Genomic DNA, 13,611 nt, shown 5'->3' with positions numbered 1-13,611 from the left:
TTCTATATTAAAAATCAATAAGTTATGATGAAAATTGATAGATGTTACTGAATGTTTTGTGGCGATGGACGGTCTTCTGGCGTTGCCATATCGCTTGAGTCGTAATACAACTTGATGAAATCAAGCCTTTCGCCTGCCTGACGCCGTTCGAGAAATTTCGCTTCGCCAGGCTGCGCGTATACGCTCCAGAGGCCGATAACGGCGCTCTACACGTTCAGAGGAGAGACCGATGACTGCTTCAAATGCGCGTCCGCAACTACTGATGATCGGGCCGTTGTTACCGAGTCTGGTGGAGAGGATCGCCGAACAGTACGAGATCCACCGCTACTGGGAATTGGCGGATGCCGATGCCTGGGTTCGTGACAATGGCAGCCGTATCGACGGTATCGCCACAAGCGGCGTATTCGGCGCCAAGGCCGAGCTGATCGAGACGCTGCCCAACCTCAAGGCCATCATCAGTTTCGGTGTCGGATATGATTCGATCGCCGTTGAAACGGCGAAGAAAAAAGGGGTAACGGTTACCAACACGCCTGGCGTGCTGGACAATTGCGTGGCCGATACCGCGGTGTCGATTCTGCTCGCGCTGGGCCGCCGAATCAGCGAGGCGGATCGCTTCGTGCGCAACGGCGAGTGGGAGAAGGGGCGCTTTCCGCTCTCCGGCAGCATTGGCGGCAAGGTGTGCGGCATCGTCGGCATGGGCAATATCGGCCGAGCCATCGCCAAGCGGGTTGAAGCGTTCGGCATGACAGTGGCCTATCACAACCGCCGTCGCCGCGATGACGTCGACTATGCGTATCACGAAACCCTGGAAGGCCTGCTCGAAGCGGCCGACTACGCCGTGCTGGTCGTGCCTGGCGGCAGCTCCACCGACAAGCTGATCGGTGCCGAGCAATTACGCGCGCTTGGCCCGCAAGGCTATCTGGTGAATATCGCCCGTGGCACCGTGGTAGACGAGCAGGCCCTGGTCGAAGCGCTGCAGAACGGCACCATCGCCGGTGCCGCTCTCGACGTGTTCGCCGAAGAACCCAAGGTACCTGCAGAGCTGCTGGCGCTGGACAACGTGGTGCTCACCCCGCACATCGGCAGCGGTACCCACGAGACTCGCCAAGCCATGGCCGACCTGTTCTTCGCCAACCTTGAAGGCGTGTTCAAGCACGGCAAGGCGGTTACCGCGGTTTGATCCCTATCAGGGTGGAGTGACCAGGTGGGCTGAAGCGGATCGCTGCCCGGCCCACCTTACGGCTGAGCGCAGGTTTCCTCAGGTAGGGTGGGCTTCAGCCCACCGGTCACCAATGAACCAGTTGCCTTTTCATTCTCCGAATCCCCCGTCGAGCTCAGTCCCGCCAGCCCAATCCGGCGGGTGAACGCCCTGCGTGACATAGCGATGAAAACTAGAATAGGGCCAGTCGCAAACTCGCTCCACCAAGCCGTGCCTGACTGGGTTGTAATGGATGTAATCGACGTGTCGTGCCAAGTCATCGTCATCACGAATTCGATGCTCCCAGAATCGACGTTGCCAGATGCCTTTTTCACGTCTGCGTAATTTGCTGGCGCCCAAGTCATCGGAAGCCGGCAAACTCCGGGAGAAACAACTCTTGATCAGACTCCAGCGTTGCGAGTACGCACTATCGCCATCAGGCAATCTCCAGACTGCATGCAGGTGATCTGGAAGCACACAGATGGCAATGGTCTGGAAGGGCATGCTATGGGCAGCATTACCGTAGGCTTGGCGTAAGACTTCAATGGCATCGGTCAGCAAAGTCGACCGCCGATCCGCCAGGGTCACAGTGAAAAAGTAGGTGCCGCCCGGCATCCATTCGCGGCGATAGTTCGACATGGGCAATCCTTTGCCTGAGGTTTCATGTTGAACTGGTGGGCTGAAGCCCACCCTACACGAGACGAAAACTGATCTTTAGCGGCGTGCGCTGCGCACGCCTTCGGCCAACTGGCTGCACAGGTTGAGAACGCCGTCGATGGCCTGCTGGTCGTTGTCGGCCTTGGCGATCTGGTCGATCAGTGCCGAGCCGACCACCACGCCGTCGGCCAAGCGGGCGATGGTCGCCGCGTGTTCCGGGGTGCGGATGCCGAAGCCGATGCTGATCGGCAGGTCGGTATGGCGGCGCAGGCGGGTGACCGCCTCCTGCACGTGTTCCAGAGTCGCCGAACCCGCACCGGTAACGCCGGCCACGGAGACGTAGTAGACGAAGCCCGAGCTGCCGTTGAGTACGGTGGGCAGGCGCTTGTCGTCGGTGGTCGGGGTAGTCAGGCGGATGAAATCGATACCTGCAGCCTGGGCCGGGTCGCACAGGTCGGCGTTATGCTCCGGCGGCAGGTCGACCACGATCAGGCCGTCGACGCCGGCTTCCTTGGCATCGGCGATGAAGCGCTCCACGCCGTATTTGTGGATCGGGTTGAAGTAACCCATCAGCACCAGCGGCGTAGCCTGTTCGGTCTCGCGGAATTCACGAACCAGTTGCAGGGTCTTGGCCAGGTTCTGCTTGGCTTCCAGGGCGCGGATGTTGGCGAGCTGGATCGCCGGGCCGTCGGCCATCGGATCGGTGAACGGCATGCCCAGTTCGATCACGTCGGCGCCGGCTTTCGGCAAGCCCTTGAGAATCGCCAGGGAAGCGTCGTAGTTCGGGTCGCCGGCGGTAACGAAGGTCACCAGGGCGGCGCGGTTCTGTTGTTTCAGCTCGGCGAAGCGCGTCTGCAGGCGGCTCATATGTGTTCTTCCTGTTCGTCGAAGTGGTGCATGACGGTCTGCATGTCTTTGTCGCCGCGGCCCGAGAGGTTGATCACCATCAGGTGATCCTTGGGCAGCGTTGGCGCGCGCTTGAATACTTCAGCCAGGGCGTGGGACGACTCCAGGGCCGGGATGATGCCCTCCAGGCGGCAGCACTGATGGAAGGCGGCAAGGGCCTCCTTGTCGGTGATCGAGGTGTACTCGACGCGACCGATGTCGAACAACCAGGCGTGCTCCGGGCCGATGCCCGGGTAGTCGAGGCCGGCTGAAATCGAGTGGGCGTCGATGATCTGGCCATCGTCGTCCTGCAGCAGGAAGGTGCGGTTGCCATGCAGCACGCCGGGGACGCCGCCATTCAGGCTGGCGGCGTGCTTGCCGGTTTCCACGCCATGACCGGCCGCTTCGACGCCAATGATCTGTACCGATTTGTCATCGAGGAAGGGGTGGAACAGGCCCATGGCGTTGGAACCACCACCGATGCAGGCGACCAGGCTGTCCGGCAGGCGGCCTTCCTGGGCTTGCAGTTGGTCACGGGTTTCCTTGCCGATGACGGCCTGGAAGTCGCGCACCATCGCCGGGTAAGGGTGTGGGCCGGCCACGGTGCCGATGATGTAGAAGGTGCTGTCGACGTTGGTCACCCAGTCGCGCAGGGCTTCGTTCATCGCATCCTTCAGGGTGCCGGTGCCGGCGGTGACCGGAATCACTTCGGCGCCGAGCAGCTTCATGCGGAAGACGTTGGCCTGCTGGCGATCGATGTCGGTGGTGCCCATGTAGATCACGCACTGCAAGCCGAAGCGTGCAGCCACAGTGGCAGTAGCCACGCCATGCATGCCGGCGCCGGTCTCGGCGATGATGCGCTTTTTGCCCATGCGTTTGGCCAGCAGGATCTGGCCGATGCAGTTGTTGATCTTGTGCGCGCCAGTGTGATTCAGCTCTTCGCGCTTGAGGTAGATCTTCGCGCCGCCGCAGTACTCGGTCAGGCGTTCGGCGTAGTACAGCGGGCTCGGACGGCCAACGTAGTCGCGCTGGAAATAGGCCAGCTCCTTGGCGAACTCGGGATCTTCCTTGGCTTTTTCGTACTCGGCGGCCAGCTCGTGGATCAGCGGCATCAGCGTCTCGGCGACGTACTGACCGCCGAAGCTACCGAACAAGCCGGTGGCGTCTGGGCCGTTGCGTAATGAAGTCATGGGATTCTCCTGTGAATTCGAAGGCTGGCGGCTTACCGCGAGCATCACGGGCGCTGCCCGTGAACGATGTGATGGCAGGCAGACTAACGCTCCGCGAGCATCGGGAAAAGCGAGTAGTTTGATTTTATATGTGAGCAAAACTCACGCGTCATCGTTTTCTGAGTCTATATCCATTGTGTTGCAGGGCGCACTGTCTCGGAACGCACGGGCTGCATTTGCGCGCAAACGGTGCATCAAGGCAGGGCTCAAAGCCTTGAATTGCTCTGTTTTCACGGCCGTGGCGGCTGGCATGCATCATGCTTATGTACTTTTATTCAAGTTACTTGAATAAATATCCATAGCTTCAAGAAGAGGCCTCGCCATGAACCGTCGTGCCGTGAAAAACCTGTCACTCGCTTTGGCCACATTGCTCGTCAGCTCGCTGGCTCAGGCTGACGATCTGCTGCAACGCATCCAGCAGGAAAAACAGATCACCATCGCTACCGAAGCACGCTTCGCGCCGTTCGAGTCGGTAGATAACGGCAAGATAGTGGGCTACGGCGTGGATCTGATGAATTACGTGTTGGCCGACCTGCCGGGCGTCAAGGTCAAGCAGCTGGATCTGCCGTTCCAGGGCATTCTGCCGGGCCTGGATACCGGCAAGTTCGATTTCGTGGTGACCTCGGTGACGGTCAACAAGGCGCGTTTCGAACAGTTCGCATTCACCGTACCGATCGCCGAGTCCACCGTTGCACTGCTCAAGCGTGGCAACGACGATTCGATCAGCAGCCTGAGCGATCTCAACGGCAAGGTGGTCGGCTCGCAGAGCGGATCCGGTCAGTTGCAGATTCTTCAGGCCTATGACCAGAAACTCAAGGATGCTGGCCAGCCAGGCCTCAAGGCCATTCGTCAGTACGTCAGCTTCGACGAGGCGTACGCCGATCTCGCGCTGGGTCGCCTGGATGGCGTTGCCCAGTCACTGTCCAACCTCGGCCCACTGATCAAGTCGCGGCCCGGTGTGTTCAGCACGCTCAGCGACATGCTCGGCCCGCAGACCTACTACGGTTGGGTAGGCCGCAAGGATGCCGACAGCGCCAGCCTGGTCAAACTGTTCAGCGACGGTATTGCCCGCGCCAACCGTGACGGCACCATGAAGACCCTGCAGGAAAAATGGTTCGGCTTCACCATGGATGTGCCGGCCGACGCCATGCCTGAGCCGAGCATCTGAGTCGCTGACCATGGATGACTTCGGCGTTCGCTTCGCACTTTACTGGCCTGCTCTGCTCGACGGCGCGCTCACCACATTGTGGCTGTGCCTGGCCGGGATGCTGCTGGGCTTCGTTCTCGGCGTGCTGATCTATCTGCTGGGCAGCAGTCACAGCCGAGGGTGCGTAGCGTTCGCCAGGGTCTATGTGAGCTTCTTCCGTGGCACGCCGATGCTGGCGCAGTTGCTGTTGCTCTTCTATTTGCCTGCCGGGCTGGGCATGGACGTGCCGGCGCTGGTCGCTGCCGGTCTGGCATTGGCCCTGAATACTGCGGCCTACCAGTCGCAGATCCTGCGCAGCGGTTTCGCTGCCATCCCGGCAGGGCAACTGGAGGCCGCTGCGGTGTTCAGCATCGGTCGCTGGCGCACGCTGGTGCATATCCAGTTGCCGCAAGTGGTACGCCTGACCCTGCCGGCGCTGATTTCCGAGCTGATTGATGTGATCAAGGTGTCGGCGGTGGTCTCGGTGATCTCCATCACCGACCTGATGCGGGTCAGCCAGCAACTGGTTTCGCAGACTTACCGTCCGCTGGAGGTCTATCTGGTCGCCGCACTGTTCTACCTGGCGCTGACCAGCCTGTTGGCGCTGCTTGGGCGCCAGCTTGAGCGTCGCTGGCAGGCGCGCAGCTGATGGAGAACTGGATGAATTACCTTCCCGATTTCGGTCAGGCGCTGCTGGTCACCCTGGGCATCAGTTTTGCCGGCGCGGCGCTGGGCCTGCTTCTGGGCTTTGCCCTCAATGCCCTGCGCCTGGCGGTACCGGGCTTCATTGGCCTTTATCGGTTGTATGTCTGGCTGGTGCGTGGCACGCCGTTCCTCGCGCAACTGCTGCTGATCTATTTCGGTCTGCCGGTGCTTGGCCTGACCCTGGACGCCATCGAGGCGAGCATTCTTGCCCTGTGCCTCTACAGCGCCGCCTATTTTGCCGAGCTGCTGCGCTCGGCCTGGGCCAGTGTGCCGATCGGCCAGCTGGAGGCGGCGCGGGTGCATGGCCTGAACGGCATCCAGACCTTCTGGCACATCCAGGCGCCCCAGGCGCTGGCGTTCGCGCTGCCGTTGCTGGGCAACCAGGTGATCCTGACCATCAAGGAAAGCGCGGTGACATCGATCATCACCGTGCCGGAGCTGACCATGACCGCCGGGCAGATCGTCTCCAACACCTTTTCCTATGTCGTGCCCTACGTGCTGCTGGTGCTCTCGTACTGGCTGCTGACGCTGCTGGTCGGTTTCGCCGCCGCTGCGCTCGGCCGTCGCGCAACGCGCTACCTGCGAGGATGACCCGATGAGCAAGCTTCCCCTTCTTGAACTGCGCGGCGTGGGCAAGTCCTACGGCGCCAATACCGTGTTGCAGGGTTTCGACCTGAGTGTGCGAGCCGGCGAGATCGTCTCGCTGATCGGCCCCTCCGGCTCCGGCAAGACCACTGCCCTGCGCTGCATGAATTTCCTCGAAGCCTATGACCAGGGCGAGGTGTGGATCGATGGCCAGCTGCTCGGCTACAGCGGCCCTGGGCGGCGCCCAGCCGACCAGGACAGCGCCGCCAGCATCGCCGAGGTACGTCGACCGCTGGCCATGGTGTTTCAGCAATTCAATCTGTGGCCGCACATGACTGTGCTGGAGAACGTCATGGCGCCTCTACTATTGGGCAAACGCCTGAACCGAACCGAGGCTCGCGCGCTGGCCGAGGCGGCGCTGCAACGGGTTGGTCTGGCAGCCAAGATGGGCGCTTACCCGGCACGACTGTCCGGTGGGCAGCAACAGCGCGTCGGTATCGCCCGGGCGCTGGCGGTGAAGCCGCGCCTGATGCTGCTCGACGAGCCGACGTCGGCGCTCGATCCGGAACTGGTAGAAGAGGTGCTGCAGGTGATTCGCAGCCTGGCCAACGACGGCATGACCATGGTCATGGTGACCCACGAGATGAGTTTCGCCGCACAGATATCCAGCCAGGTGGTGTTCATGGAAGCCGGACAAATCGTCGAGACCGGTGCGCCGGCGGCGATGTTCCAGGCGCCCGCCACCGACCGCCTGCGACAGTTCCTCAAACCCTGGTTCAACCGCAGCCTGACGCCACGCCAGGAGGTGTGCCAATGAATGCCGAGCGAGTGATGGCGGCGGTGTGTGCCGAGCGTCTGCATGGCCTGCTCGATACCCTGGCCGGGTTTGGCGCGCTACCGGCCGGCGGGATGAATCGCCAGGCGCTTTCTGCAGAGGACTTCGCTGCGCGCGCCTGGCTGATCGGCGAAGCGCAGCGTATCGGTTGCCGCGTGTGGACGGATGCCTGCGCCAACCTGTTCATACGCCGCGACGGCCTGGAGGATCTGCCGCCGGTGATGACCGGCAGCCACATCGATACCCAGCCCAGCGGCGGCCATCTGGATGGCTGTTACGGTGTGATGGCCGGTCTGGAGTGCCTGCTGGCGCTGCACGATCAGGGCCTGCGCACGCGCCGGCCGATCGAGCTGGTGGTGTGGACGAACGAGGAGGGCAGTCGTTTCAGCCCCGGCGCCATGGGCTCCAGCGCCTTCGTCGAACCGACCCGCATGGCTGCCTATCGAGATAGCCTGGATGCTTCGGGCGTCAGTGTCGGTGAGGCGCTGGATGCGCATGGCCGCCGTTTCGTCGGGCTACCGCTGCGCGAAAAGATCGCCGCGCATGCCTTCGTCGAACTGCACATCGAACAGGGGCCGGTGCTGGAGCGCGCGGGTGTGCCGCTCGGCGTGGTCTCCGGCATTCAGGGCGTGCGCTGGTATCAGGTGCGCTGCCGCGGTGCTTCCGCCCATGCCGGCACCACGCCGATGGACATGCGCCAGGACGCGCTGCTGCTGGCTACCGGCTGCCTGCCAGCCATCGACACTCTGGCCGAACGCCTGGCGGGCGCCGACAAACGCCTGACCTTCGGGCGCTGGCACGTGCTGCCCAATTCGATCAATACGGTGGCCGGAGAGGTGACCTTCAGCATCGATTTCCGGCATGCCGACAGTGCCGTGCTGAACGCTTTCGATACGGCGCTGGCCGATTGCCTGCCCGCGCAGGCCGAGCTGCAGATGCTCTTCAGTCATCCACCAGTGGCTTTCGATGCAGCTGTTGTCGATGTGCTCCAGCAGGCAGTCGAGGCCACTGGCGAAGCCTCCCTGAGCCTGCGCTCGGGCGCCTTCCACGACGCCATGTACCTGGCGACGCATTGCCCGACCGGCATGCTGTTCGTGCCAAGCCGCGACGGCATCAGCCACAACCCTCTGGAATACACCGAACCTTCCCAGCTCGAAGCCGGCGCCCGTGCGCTGGCCTGGAGCCTCGTCCAACTGGCTGAACAAGCCTGACCTGTCCTTGCCCAACTAGGAGCGACCATGAGCCATTCGAACCACGCCCACGATTACCCAGCCTGCTGCCAGCCTGACAACGGCGCGTCGCTGGGCCTCAACGCCACCCTCAACGAGCCACTGTCGGCCGACGGCACGCCGGAACTCGGCAAGACCTACACTGTGCCGGCACGCTGCGGCCGTGCCGTGCGCCTTAAGGCGGGTGAGGTCATCAAGATCATCAACACCCACGGCACCCAGGTGTGCGACACCTGGCTGTTCAATGCCGAAGACCTGAGCGAATTCCTCTCCATGGAGCATGCTCGCGCGCACATCGACCGCATCATTCCCAAGGCGGGTGACGAGCTGTTCAGCAACCGCCGCCGTACCATCGGTACCTTGCTGACCGACACTTCACCGGGTGTGCACGACACCCTGATCGCGGCCTGCGATCTGCATCGCTACACCAACCTCGGTGTCGAGGGTTACCACGACAGCTGCGCCGACAACATGCGCCTGGCCCTGCAGGCCATCGGTCTGCGCGCCCGCGAAGTGCCGCAGCCGTTCAACCTGTGGATGAACATCCCGGTCAAGGCGGATTACAGCATCGAGTGGCTGCCTCCCGTTTCCAAGGCGGGCGACTACGTGGAAATCCAGGCAGCCATGGATTGCGTGGTGGTGATGTCGGCTTGCCCACAGGACATCGTGCCGATCAACGACCTGAATCCGGTGGAAGTGCACTTCTCGGTTAGTCTCTGAGGTCGCCCTGCACACAAGAGTGGTTTGGTTGGTGTCAGGGGATTAATTACCCGTGTGCCTTCGGCGATACTGTGCGGCCAGCGGGAGAATTCGCTGCCGCACATGTGCCTTCAATACGGGTTATCCATTCATCGAGAAACGCATGCTCAAAGCTAGCCATACACCGCCGTCGAAAGCCAATCACACCGATGGTCTGCCCAGTCTGGGAGTGCGTCTGCGCCATGCTCGCAAGGTCGCCGGCCTGACCCTCAAGCAGGTGGCTACCGTTGCCGGGTGTTCGGAAAGCCTGATCTCCAAACTGGAAAACGACGCCGCTTCTCCATCACTGGCCATGCTCCACCGTTTGGCAGGCGCCTTGGGCAGCAACGTATCCACTCTGACGTCCGAGGAGTGGGTATCCGATGAGCCGGTGCTGCGCGCGGGTGAGCGCCCGGTCAAGCGCTTCGTCAAGCGTAACAAGGACGGCGACATCGGCCTGGAGCGCATCACCCACCTGCAAAAGGGCGGGCTGCTGCAGGGCAACATTCATATCGTCGCGCCAGGCGTGGCCAGCGATGGCCTGATCGAGCACCCCGGCGAAGAAATGGGCTATGTGCTCGAGGGCAGTATCGAGCTGACCATCGGTGAGCAGTGCTACAGCCTGGCGACGGGAGATGCCTTTCACTTCCCCAGCAACCTGCCCCACGGTTATCGCAACAGCGGCTCTACCGAGGCGCGCATTCTCTGGGTGAATACACCTGTGACGTTCTGATGATCGCTCTGACGTGATTCATTCGACTGGACTGCGCCGTTCGATGCCGGATAATCCTCGCCCTTGATGTGATGTATACGCACAGGTCGGAGGCGGTATGAAAACAGGATGGTTGTGGCTTTTCCCAGGTATCGGTGCGCTTCTGCTGGTGATCGCCATCGGCATTCAAATCGCTCGCATCAGCGCTGAGGCGAGGATGACTCTGATCGAGGGTTCGATCGTCGATCTCGAGGACGGCTGCCCGACGGTATCGTTCATGACCCTGGACGGCACCCTTGGCGAGTATTACAGCAGCACCTGCAGCACGCCGCCGTCCTTCGATATCGGTGAGCGGGTTGCACTCTATTACGACCCGCAAAGCCCTGAGCGGGCGCACATCGACAGCTTCGGCCAGAACTGGCTGGGTAGCCTGATCGTCGGTGGCATCGGCAGCGTATTTCTGGCGATCGGTCTGCTTTTCGTGCTGCCGCCGCTGTTCGCCAAGCGCCGCGCCGCTGAGTTGCGGGTCAGCGGCACAGCGGTGCAGGCCGAAGTGGTGGATGTCGAACTCAATGGCTCACTGAGCATCAACGGCCGCAACCCATACCGCATCGTCGCCCAGTGGCTGAACCCGCAGACCAACAAGCTGCATGTGTTTCGCAGTGAAAACCTGTGGTTCGATCCAGGCCCCTACATCAACGAGTCGCTGGTCACCGTAATGATCGACCCGAGCAACCCCAAGCGCTACAGCATGGACACCCGTTTTCTGCCCGAGTTGGTGGACTGAGATGGCCCAGGAGCTGCCCTCCCTGAATGCCCTGCATGCCTTCGAAGCAGCAGCACGGCTCGGCAGCGTAAGCCGTGCTGCGGTCGAACTGCATGTCACCCACGGCGCGGTGAGCCGGCAGATCCGCACCCTGGAAGAGCAGCTCGGGGTGGCGCTGTTCGTCAAGGACGGGCGCGGACTCAAACTGACCGAAGTCGGCATGCGCTTGCGTGATGTCAGCGGCGAGACGTTCACCCGGCTGCGTCAGGTGTGTGGTGAGATCCGCCAGCGGGAAGTCGACACACCCTTCGTGCTCGGTTGTCCCGGCAGCCTGCTGGCGCGCTGGTTCATTCCGCGACTGGATCGGCTCAACCAGGCCTTGCCCGAGCTGCGGCTGCAACTGTCCACCAGCCAGGGCGAACTGGATCCGCGCAGCCCTCAGGTGGACGCCACCCTGCTTTACGCCGAGCCGCCCTGGCCTGCGGACATGCAGGTCTTCGAGTTGGCGCGCGAATCCATCGGCCCCGTGGTGAGCCCAAGGCATGTGCGGTTTGCCGAATTGCGTGAGGCCGCGCCAGGCGCTTTGCTGCGCGAGGCCCTGCTGCACACCACCTCGCGACCGCAAGCCTGGCCGCAGTGGGCTGCAGCCATGGGGCTGGAACCGACGCAGATGCGTTTGGGCCAGGGCTTCGAGCACCTCTATTACCTGCTCGAAGCGGCGTCAGCGGGGCTTGGCGTGGCCATCGCACCCCTGCAACTGGTGGCCGATGACCTCGCGGCAGGGCGGCTGGCCGCGCCCTGGGGCTTCGTCGAAACCGAAGCGCAGCTGGCGCTTTGGGTGCCGGAGCGGCGCAGCGGCCGGCGCGCCGAGCAGCTCGCTCAATGGTTGAGAACCGAGTTGCAGCAAGCGAATTGAGTGGCTTGCAGGCGAGAACCTTCCCCGCTGTGCGCCGGTCATAGCATCGGCCCCACGGCATGTTCAGGGCCATCATCGACCAAGAGGGATGTACCCATGAACAAGATGCTGACGGCGGCTTGCCTGCTGAGCGCTATGGTGGCGAGTGCGGCTGCTCTGGCCGAGCCGCTGAATATCGAGGGGATCGGCCTGTCGCGCGACGTGTCCTGCAAAGGCCAGGACGTGAACATCACCGGCAATGCCAACGTCATTCACCTGACCGGTGAATGTGGCGCCGTGCTGGTCTACGGTTCCGAGCACAAGGTGACGCTGGAAACGGCCAGGTCGTTGACCGTATCGGGCGCCGAGATCGAGGTCGTTGCCGAGCATGTGAATGCCTTGAGCGTCGACACCAGCAACAACCAGGTTCGTACGGCCGTCATCGCGGGCGAGCAACCGGCAGTGGTCACGGTAGAAGGTGCCGAGCACGAGCTGGATCTGCAGTTCGATGGCGAGGCCAAACTGAGCGTTATCGGGGTCAGTCAGCAGGTGCGCTGGAGCGGCGATGAGCCTGAGGTGCAACTGGGAGGCATCGACAGCAAGGTCGAGCGCAAGTAATCGGGGCGGTCGCCCCGCCGGTCAACAGCGGGGCGGCGCGTTTTCTAGTCCACTTCAGTGAACTGGATGATTTCCACCCAGTAACCGTCCGGGTCTTTGATAAAGGCAATGTTGCTCATACGCCCATCGGTCAGGCGTTTCTGGAAGTCCACGCTCAGGTCTTCGAAACGCTGGCAAGCCGCCTTGATATCCGGCACCGCTACGCACAGGTGGCCGAAACCGCGTGGGTCGCTGTTGCCGCTGTGGTAGGAAAACTCCGGATCCTTCTCGGTGCCGTAGTTGTAGGTCAGCTCTAGCACGCCGGGGATGGACTTGCGCCATTGATGGCGTGCTGCCGGGTCGGCCGGGATCTGCGACTTGTCGGCAATCAGCGCGAGGAAGTACAGGCTGAACTCGGCATCCGGAAAATCCTTCTTCTCGAGCAGGGTGAAGCCCAGCACGCGGGTATAGAAATCCAGAGACTTCTGCAGATCCTTCACGCGGATCATGGTGTGGTTGTAGACGAAATCCGCCGTGGCGACGTCAGGCTTGCCGGTTACGCCGGGCAGGGTGTTGAGTTCATCGAGGGTCATGGGGGCTCCATCAGGCAGTGATTGGGCGTGTCGAAAAGTCTGTATCCATGTAGATGGCTTCGACCGGCGTGTTTTTCAAGGTTGTTGCATCGGCGGGACGTCTTGAAGGCGAAAGCGGATGGTGGGCAGAGCTTTTGTGGGAGAGGCTTTAGCCTCGATTTGCCTAGCTAGGCGTAAAGAGCTCGCGGCTAAAGCCCCTCCCACGAGATTGATGATGGCTCCCATGCTCCAGCGTGGGAGCCATCAATTGGTGGGCTGAAGCCCACCCTACCCAAGATGCGCGGCTGTAGGGTGGGCTTCAGCCCACCAAATCGAACGGCCGCTATCGCCTTGCATCAGACCTCCAGCGTAATCAGTTCGAAGCGCACTGCGTCGCCGTCGATATGCAGCAGGGCCACGCTGATCGGAAGCTTGAAGCGCCGAGGGCCGGCGCTGCCCGGATTCAGGTAGAGCACGCCGTCGCGCTCTTCATGCAGGGGCTTGTGGGAGTGGCCGGCGATCACCACGTCGATGCCCTTAGCCTTGGGGTCGATATCCAGTTGCTTGAGGTCATGCAGCAGATACAGGCTCACCGCGCCGAAGCGCAATGTCAGCCGCTCGGCAATGTCATCGGCCCAGGCGTTGACATCGTTGTTGCCACGCACCACCGACAGCGGCGCAATACGTTCGAGCTCGACGAGTATGTGCGCTCCGCCGATATCACCCGCGTGGATCAGATGATCGACGCCCTGCAGCGCGGCCAACGCCTCGGGGCGCAGCAAGCCGTGGGTGTCGGCGATCAAGCCAATCTTCATGCATCCT

The 13,611-nt window shown here is 62.2% G+C and carries 16 protein-coding genes; 11 read left to right on the top strand and 5 right to left on the bottom strand.

Features of this window, described 5'->3' with window-relative positions:
• Positions 1-229 precede the first annotated feature (229 nt).
• On the top strand, positions 230-1,180 hold the full coding sequence (locus tag K5Q02_RS03685; RefSeq protein ID WP_225836486.1) for a 2-hydroxyacid dehydrogenase: 951 nt from the start codon (positions 230-232) through the stop codon (positions 1,178-1,180).
• Between the two features lie 129 nt (positions 1,181-1,309).
• Here the strand turns inward: K5Q02_RS03685 and K5Q02_RS03680 are convergent, their stop codons facing one another.
• From K5Q02_RS03680 to trpB, 3 genes are all read right to left on the bottom strand, one after another.
• Positions 1,310-1,837, bottom strand: a complete 528-nt coding sequence (locus K5Q02_RS03680; protein ID WP_225836484.1) for an REP-associated tyrosine transposase — start codon at positions 1,835-1,837, stop codon at positions 1,310-1,312.
• A 75-nt stretch (positions 1,838-1,912) separates the two neighbouring features.
• Positions 1,913-2,722 (bottom strand): tryptophan synthase subunit alpha, encoded by an 810-nt coding sequence (gene trpA / locus K5Q02_RS03675; protein WP_225836482.1) that lies wholly within the window; start codon positions 2,720-2,722, stop codon positions 1,913-1,915.
• Positions 2,719-3,930, bottom strand: a complete 1,212-nt coding sequence (trpB, locus tag K5Q02_RS03670; RefSeq protein ID WP_225836480.1) for a tryptophan synthase subunit beta — start codon at positions 3,928-3,930, stop codon at positions 2,719-2,721. Before trpB ends, trpA begins: the two co-directional genes overlap by 4 nt.
• Positions 3,931-4,291: 361 nt before the next feature.
• Here trpB and K5Q02_RS03665 point away from each other — a divergent pair, with 361 nt between their 5' ends.
• The 10 genes from K5Q02_RS03665 to K5Q02_RS03620 all read left to right on the top strand — a co-directional run bounded on the left by K5Q02_RS03665 (position 4,292) and on the right by K5Q02_RS03620 (position 12,238).
• Positions 4,292-5,137, top strand: a complete 846-nt coding sequence (locus K5Q02_RS03665; protein ID WP_225836478.1) for a transporter substrate-binding domain-containing protein — start codon at positions 4,292-4,294, stop codon at positions 5,135-5,137.
• A 10-nt stretch (positions 5,138-5,147) separates the two neighbouring features.
• Entirely contained in the window at positions 5,148-5,804 is a 657-nt protein-coding gene (locus tag K5Q02_RS03660; protein WP_172138472.1) for an amino acid ABC transporter permease, read from the top strand.
• 11 nt (positions 5,805-5,815) lie between these two features.
• Entirely contained in the window at positions 5,816-6,451 is a 636-nt protein-coding gene (locus K5Q02_RS03655) for an amino acid ABC transporter permease (protein WP_225836476.1), read from the top strand.
• Positions 6,452-6,455: 4 nt separating this feature from the next.
• On the top strand, positions 6,456-7,262 hold the full coding sequence (locus K5Q02_RS03650; protein ID WP_225836474.1) for an amino acid ABC transporter ATP-binding protein: 807 nt from the start codon (positions 6,456-6,458) through the stop codon (positions 7,260-7,262).
• Positions 7,259-8,491, top strand: a complete 1,233-nt coding sequence (locus K5Q02_RS03645) for a M20 family metallo-hydrolase (protein ID WP_225836472.1) — start codon at positions 7,259-7,261, stop codon at positions 8,489-8,491. The genes K5Q02_RS03650 and K5Q02_RS03645 overlap by 4 nt, the downstream gene beginning before the upstream one ends.
• 27 nt (positions 8,492-8,518) lie before the next feature.
• A complete protein-coding gene (locus K5Q02_RS03640; protein WP_225836471.1) occupies positions 8,519-9,229 on the top strand; it encodes a DUF1989 domain-containing protein in 711 nt (236 codons plus the stop codon).
• A 142-nt stretch (positions 9,230-9,371) separates the two neighbouring features.
• Complete coding sequence (locus K5Q02_RS03635) at positions 9,372-9,980, top strand: cupin domain-containing protein (RefSeq protein WP_225836470.1); 609 nt, start codon at positions 9,372-9,374, stop codon at positions 9,978-9,980.
• Positions 9,981-10,077: 97 nt separating this feature from the next.
• The gene (locus tag K5Q02_RS03630; RefSeq protein WP_092368443.1) at positions 10,078-10,746 is read left to right on the top strand and encodes a DUF3592 domain-containing protein; all 669 of its coding nucleotides are present in this window, start codon (positions 10,078-10,080) and stop codon (positions 10,744-10,746) included.
• 1 nt (position 10,747) lies between these two features.
• A complete protein-coding gene (locus K5Q02_RS03625) occupies positions 10,748-11,641 on the top strand; it encodes a LysR family transcriptional regulator (protein WP_092368446.1) in 894 nt (297 codons plus the stop codon).
• 96 nt (positions 11,642-11,737) lie between these two features.
• Positions 11,738-12,238, top strand: coding sequence for a DUF3060 domain-containing protein (locus K5Q02_RS03620; protein WP_225836469.1), 501 nt, complete (start codon positions 11,738-11,740; stop codon positions 12,236-12,238).
• A 44-nt stretch (positions 12,239-12,282) separates the two neighbouring features.
• On the opposite strand, the gene gloA is transcribed toward K5Q02_RS03620, so the two are convergent.
• Positions 12,283-12,810: a lactoylglutathione lyase gene (gene gloA / locus K5Q02_RS03615; RefSeq protein WP_042555921.1), complete on the bottom strand. Its 528-nt coding sequence runs from the start codon at positions 12,808-12,810 to the stop codon at positions 12,283-12,285.
• Between the two features lie 335 nt (positions 12,811-13,145).
• Entirely contained in the window at positions 13,146-13,604 is a 459-nt protein-coding gene (locus K5Q02_RS03610; RefSeq protein ID WP_225836468.1) for a metallophosphoesterase family protein, read from the bottom strand.
• Between the last annotated feature and the right edge of the window lie 7 nt (positions 13,605-13,611).

The organism is Pseudomonas sp. MM211 (genome assembly GCF_020386635.1).
In the GTDB taxonomy this organism is placed as follows: Bacteria; Pseudomonadota; Gammaproteobacteria; order Pseudomonadales; family Pseudomonadaceae; genus Aquipseudomonas.
The sequence above is the reverse complement of the archived record's forward strand: the minus strand, read 5'-3'. Positions and strand labels throughout refer to the sequence as shown.

Bases quoted from the DNA above. Each gene is read 5' to 3' on its own strand.
- K5Q02_RS03665 (WP_225836478.1), top strand. From the start codon at position 4,292: ATGAACCGTCGTGCCGTGAAAAACCTGTCACTCGCTTTGGCCACATTG.
- trpB (WP_225836480.1), bottom strand. From the start codon at position 3,930: ATGACTTCATTACGCAACGGCCCAGACGCCACCGGCTTGTTCGGTAGC.
- K5Q02_RS03620 (WP_225836469.1), top strand. From the start codon at position 11,738: ATGAACAAGATGCTGACGGCGGCTTGCCTGCTGAGCGCTATGGTGGCG.
- K5Q02_RS03625 (WP_092368446.1), top strand. From the start codon at position 10,748: ATGGCCCAGGAGCTGCCCTCCCTGAATGCCCTGCATGCCTTCGAAGCA.
- trpA (WP_225836482.1), bottom strand. From the start codon at position 2,722: ATGAGCCGCCTGCAGACGCGCTTCGCCGAGCTGAAACAACAGAACCGC.
- K5Q02_RS03635 (WP_225836470.1), top strand. From the start codon at position 9,372: ATGCTCAAAGCTAGCCATACACCGCCGTCGAAAGCCAATCACACCGAT.
- K5Q02_RS03630 (WP_092368443.1), top strand. From the start codon at position 10,078: ATGAAAACAGGATGGTTGTGGCTTTTCCCAGGTATCGGTGCGCTTCTG.
- K5Q02_RS03685 (WP_225836486.1), top strand. From the start codon at position 230: ATGACTGCTTCAAATGCGCGTCCGCAACTACTGATGATCGGGCCGTTG.
- gloA (WP_042555921.1), bottom strand. From the start codon at position 12,810: ATGACCCTCGATGAACTCAACACCCTGCCCGGCGTAACCGGCAAGCCT.
- K5Q02_RS03640 (WP_225836471.1), top strand. From the start codon at position 8,519: ATGAGCCATTCGAACCACGCCCACGATTACCCAGCCTGCTGCCAGCCT.
- K5Q02_RS03610 (WP_225836468.1), bottom strand. From the start codon at position 13,604: ATGAAGATTGGCTTGATCGCCGACACCCACGGCTTGCTGCGCCCCGAG.
- K5Q02_RS03680 (WP_225836484.1), bottom strand. From the start codon at position 1,837: ATGTCGAACTATCGCCGCGAATGGATGCCGGGCGGCACCTACTTTTTC.
- K5Q02_RS03660 (WP_172138472.1), top strand. From the start codon at position 5,148: ATGGATGACTTCGGCGTTCGCTTCGCACTTTACTGGCCTGCTCTGCTC.
- K5Q02_RS03650 (WP_225836474.1), top strand. From the start codon at position 6,456: ATGAGCAAGCTTCCCCTTCTTGAACTGCGCGGCGTGGGCAAGTCCTAC.
- K5Q02_RS03655 (WP_225836476.1), top strand. From the start codon at position 5,816: ATGAATTACCTTCCCGATTTCGGTCAGGCGCTGCTGGTCACCCTGGGC.
- K5Q02_RS03645 (WP_225836472.1), top strand. From the start codon at position 7,259: ATGAATGCCGAGCGAGTGATGGCGGCGGTGTGTGCCGAGCGTCTGCAT.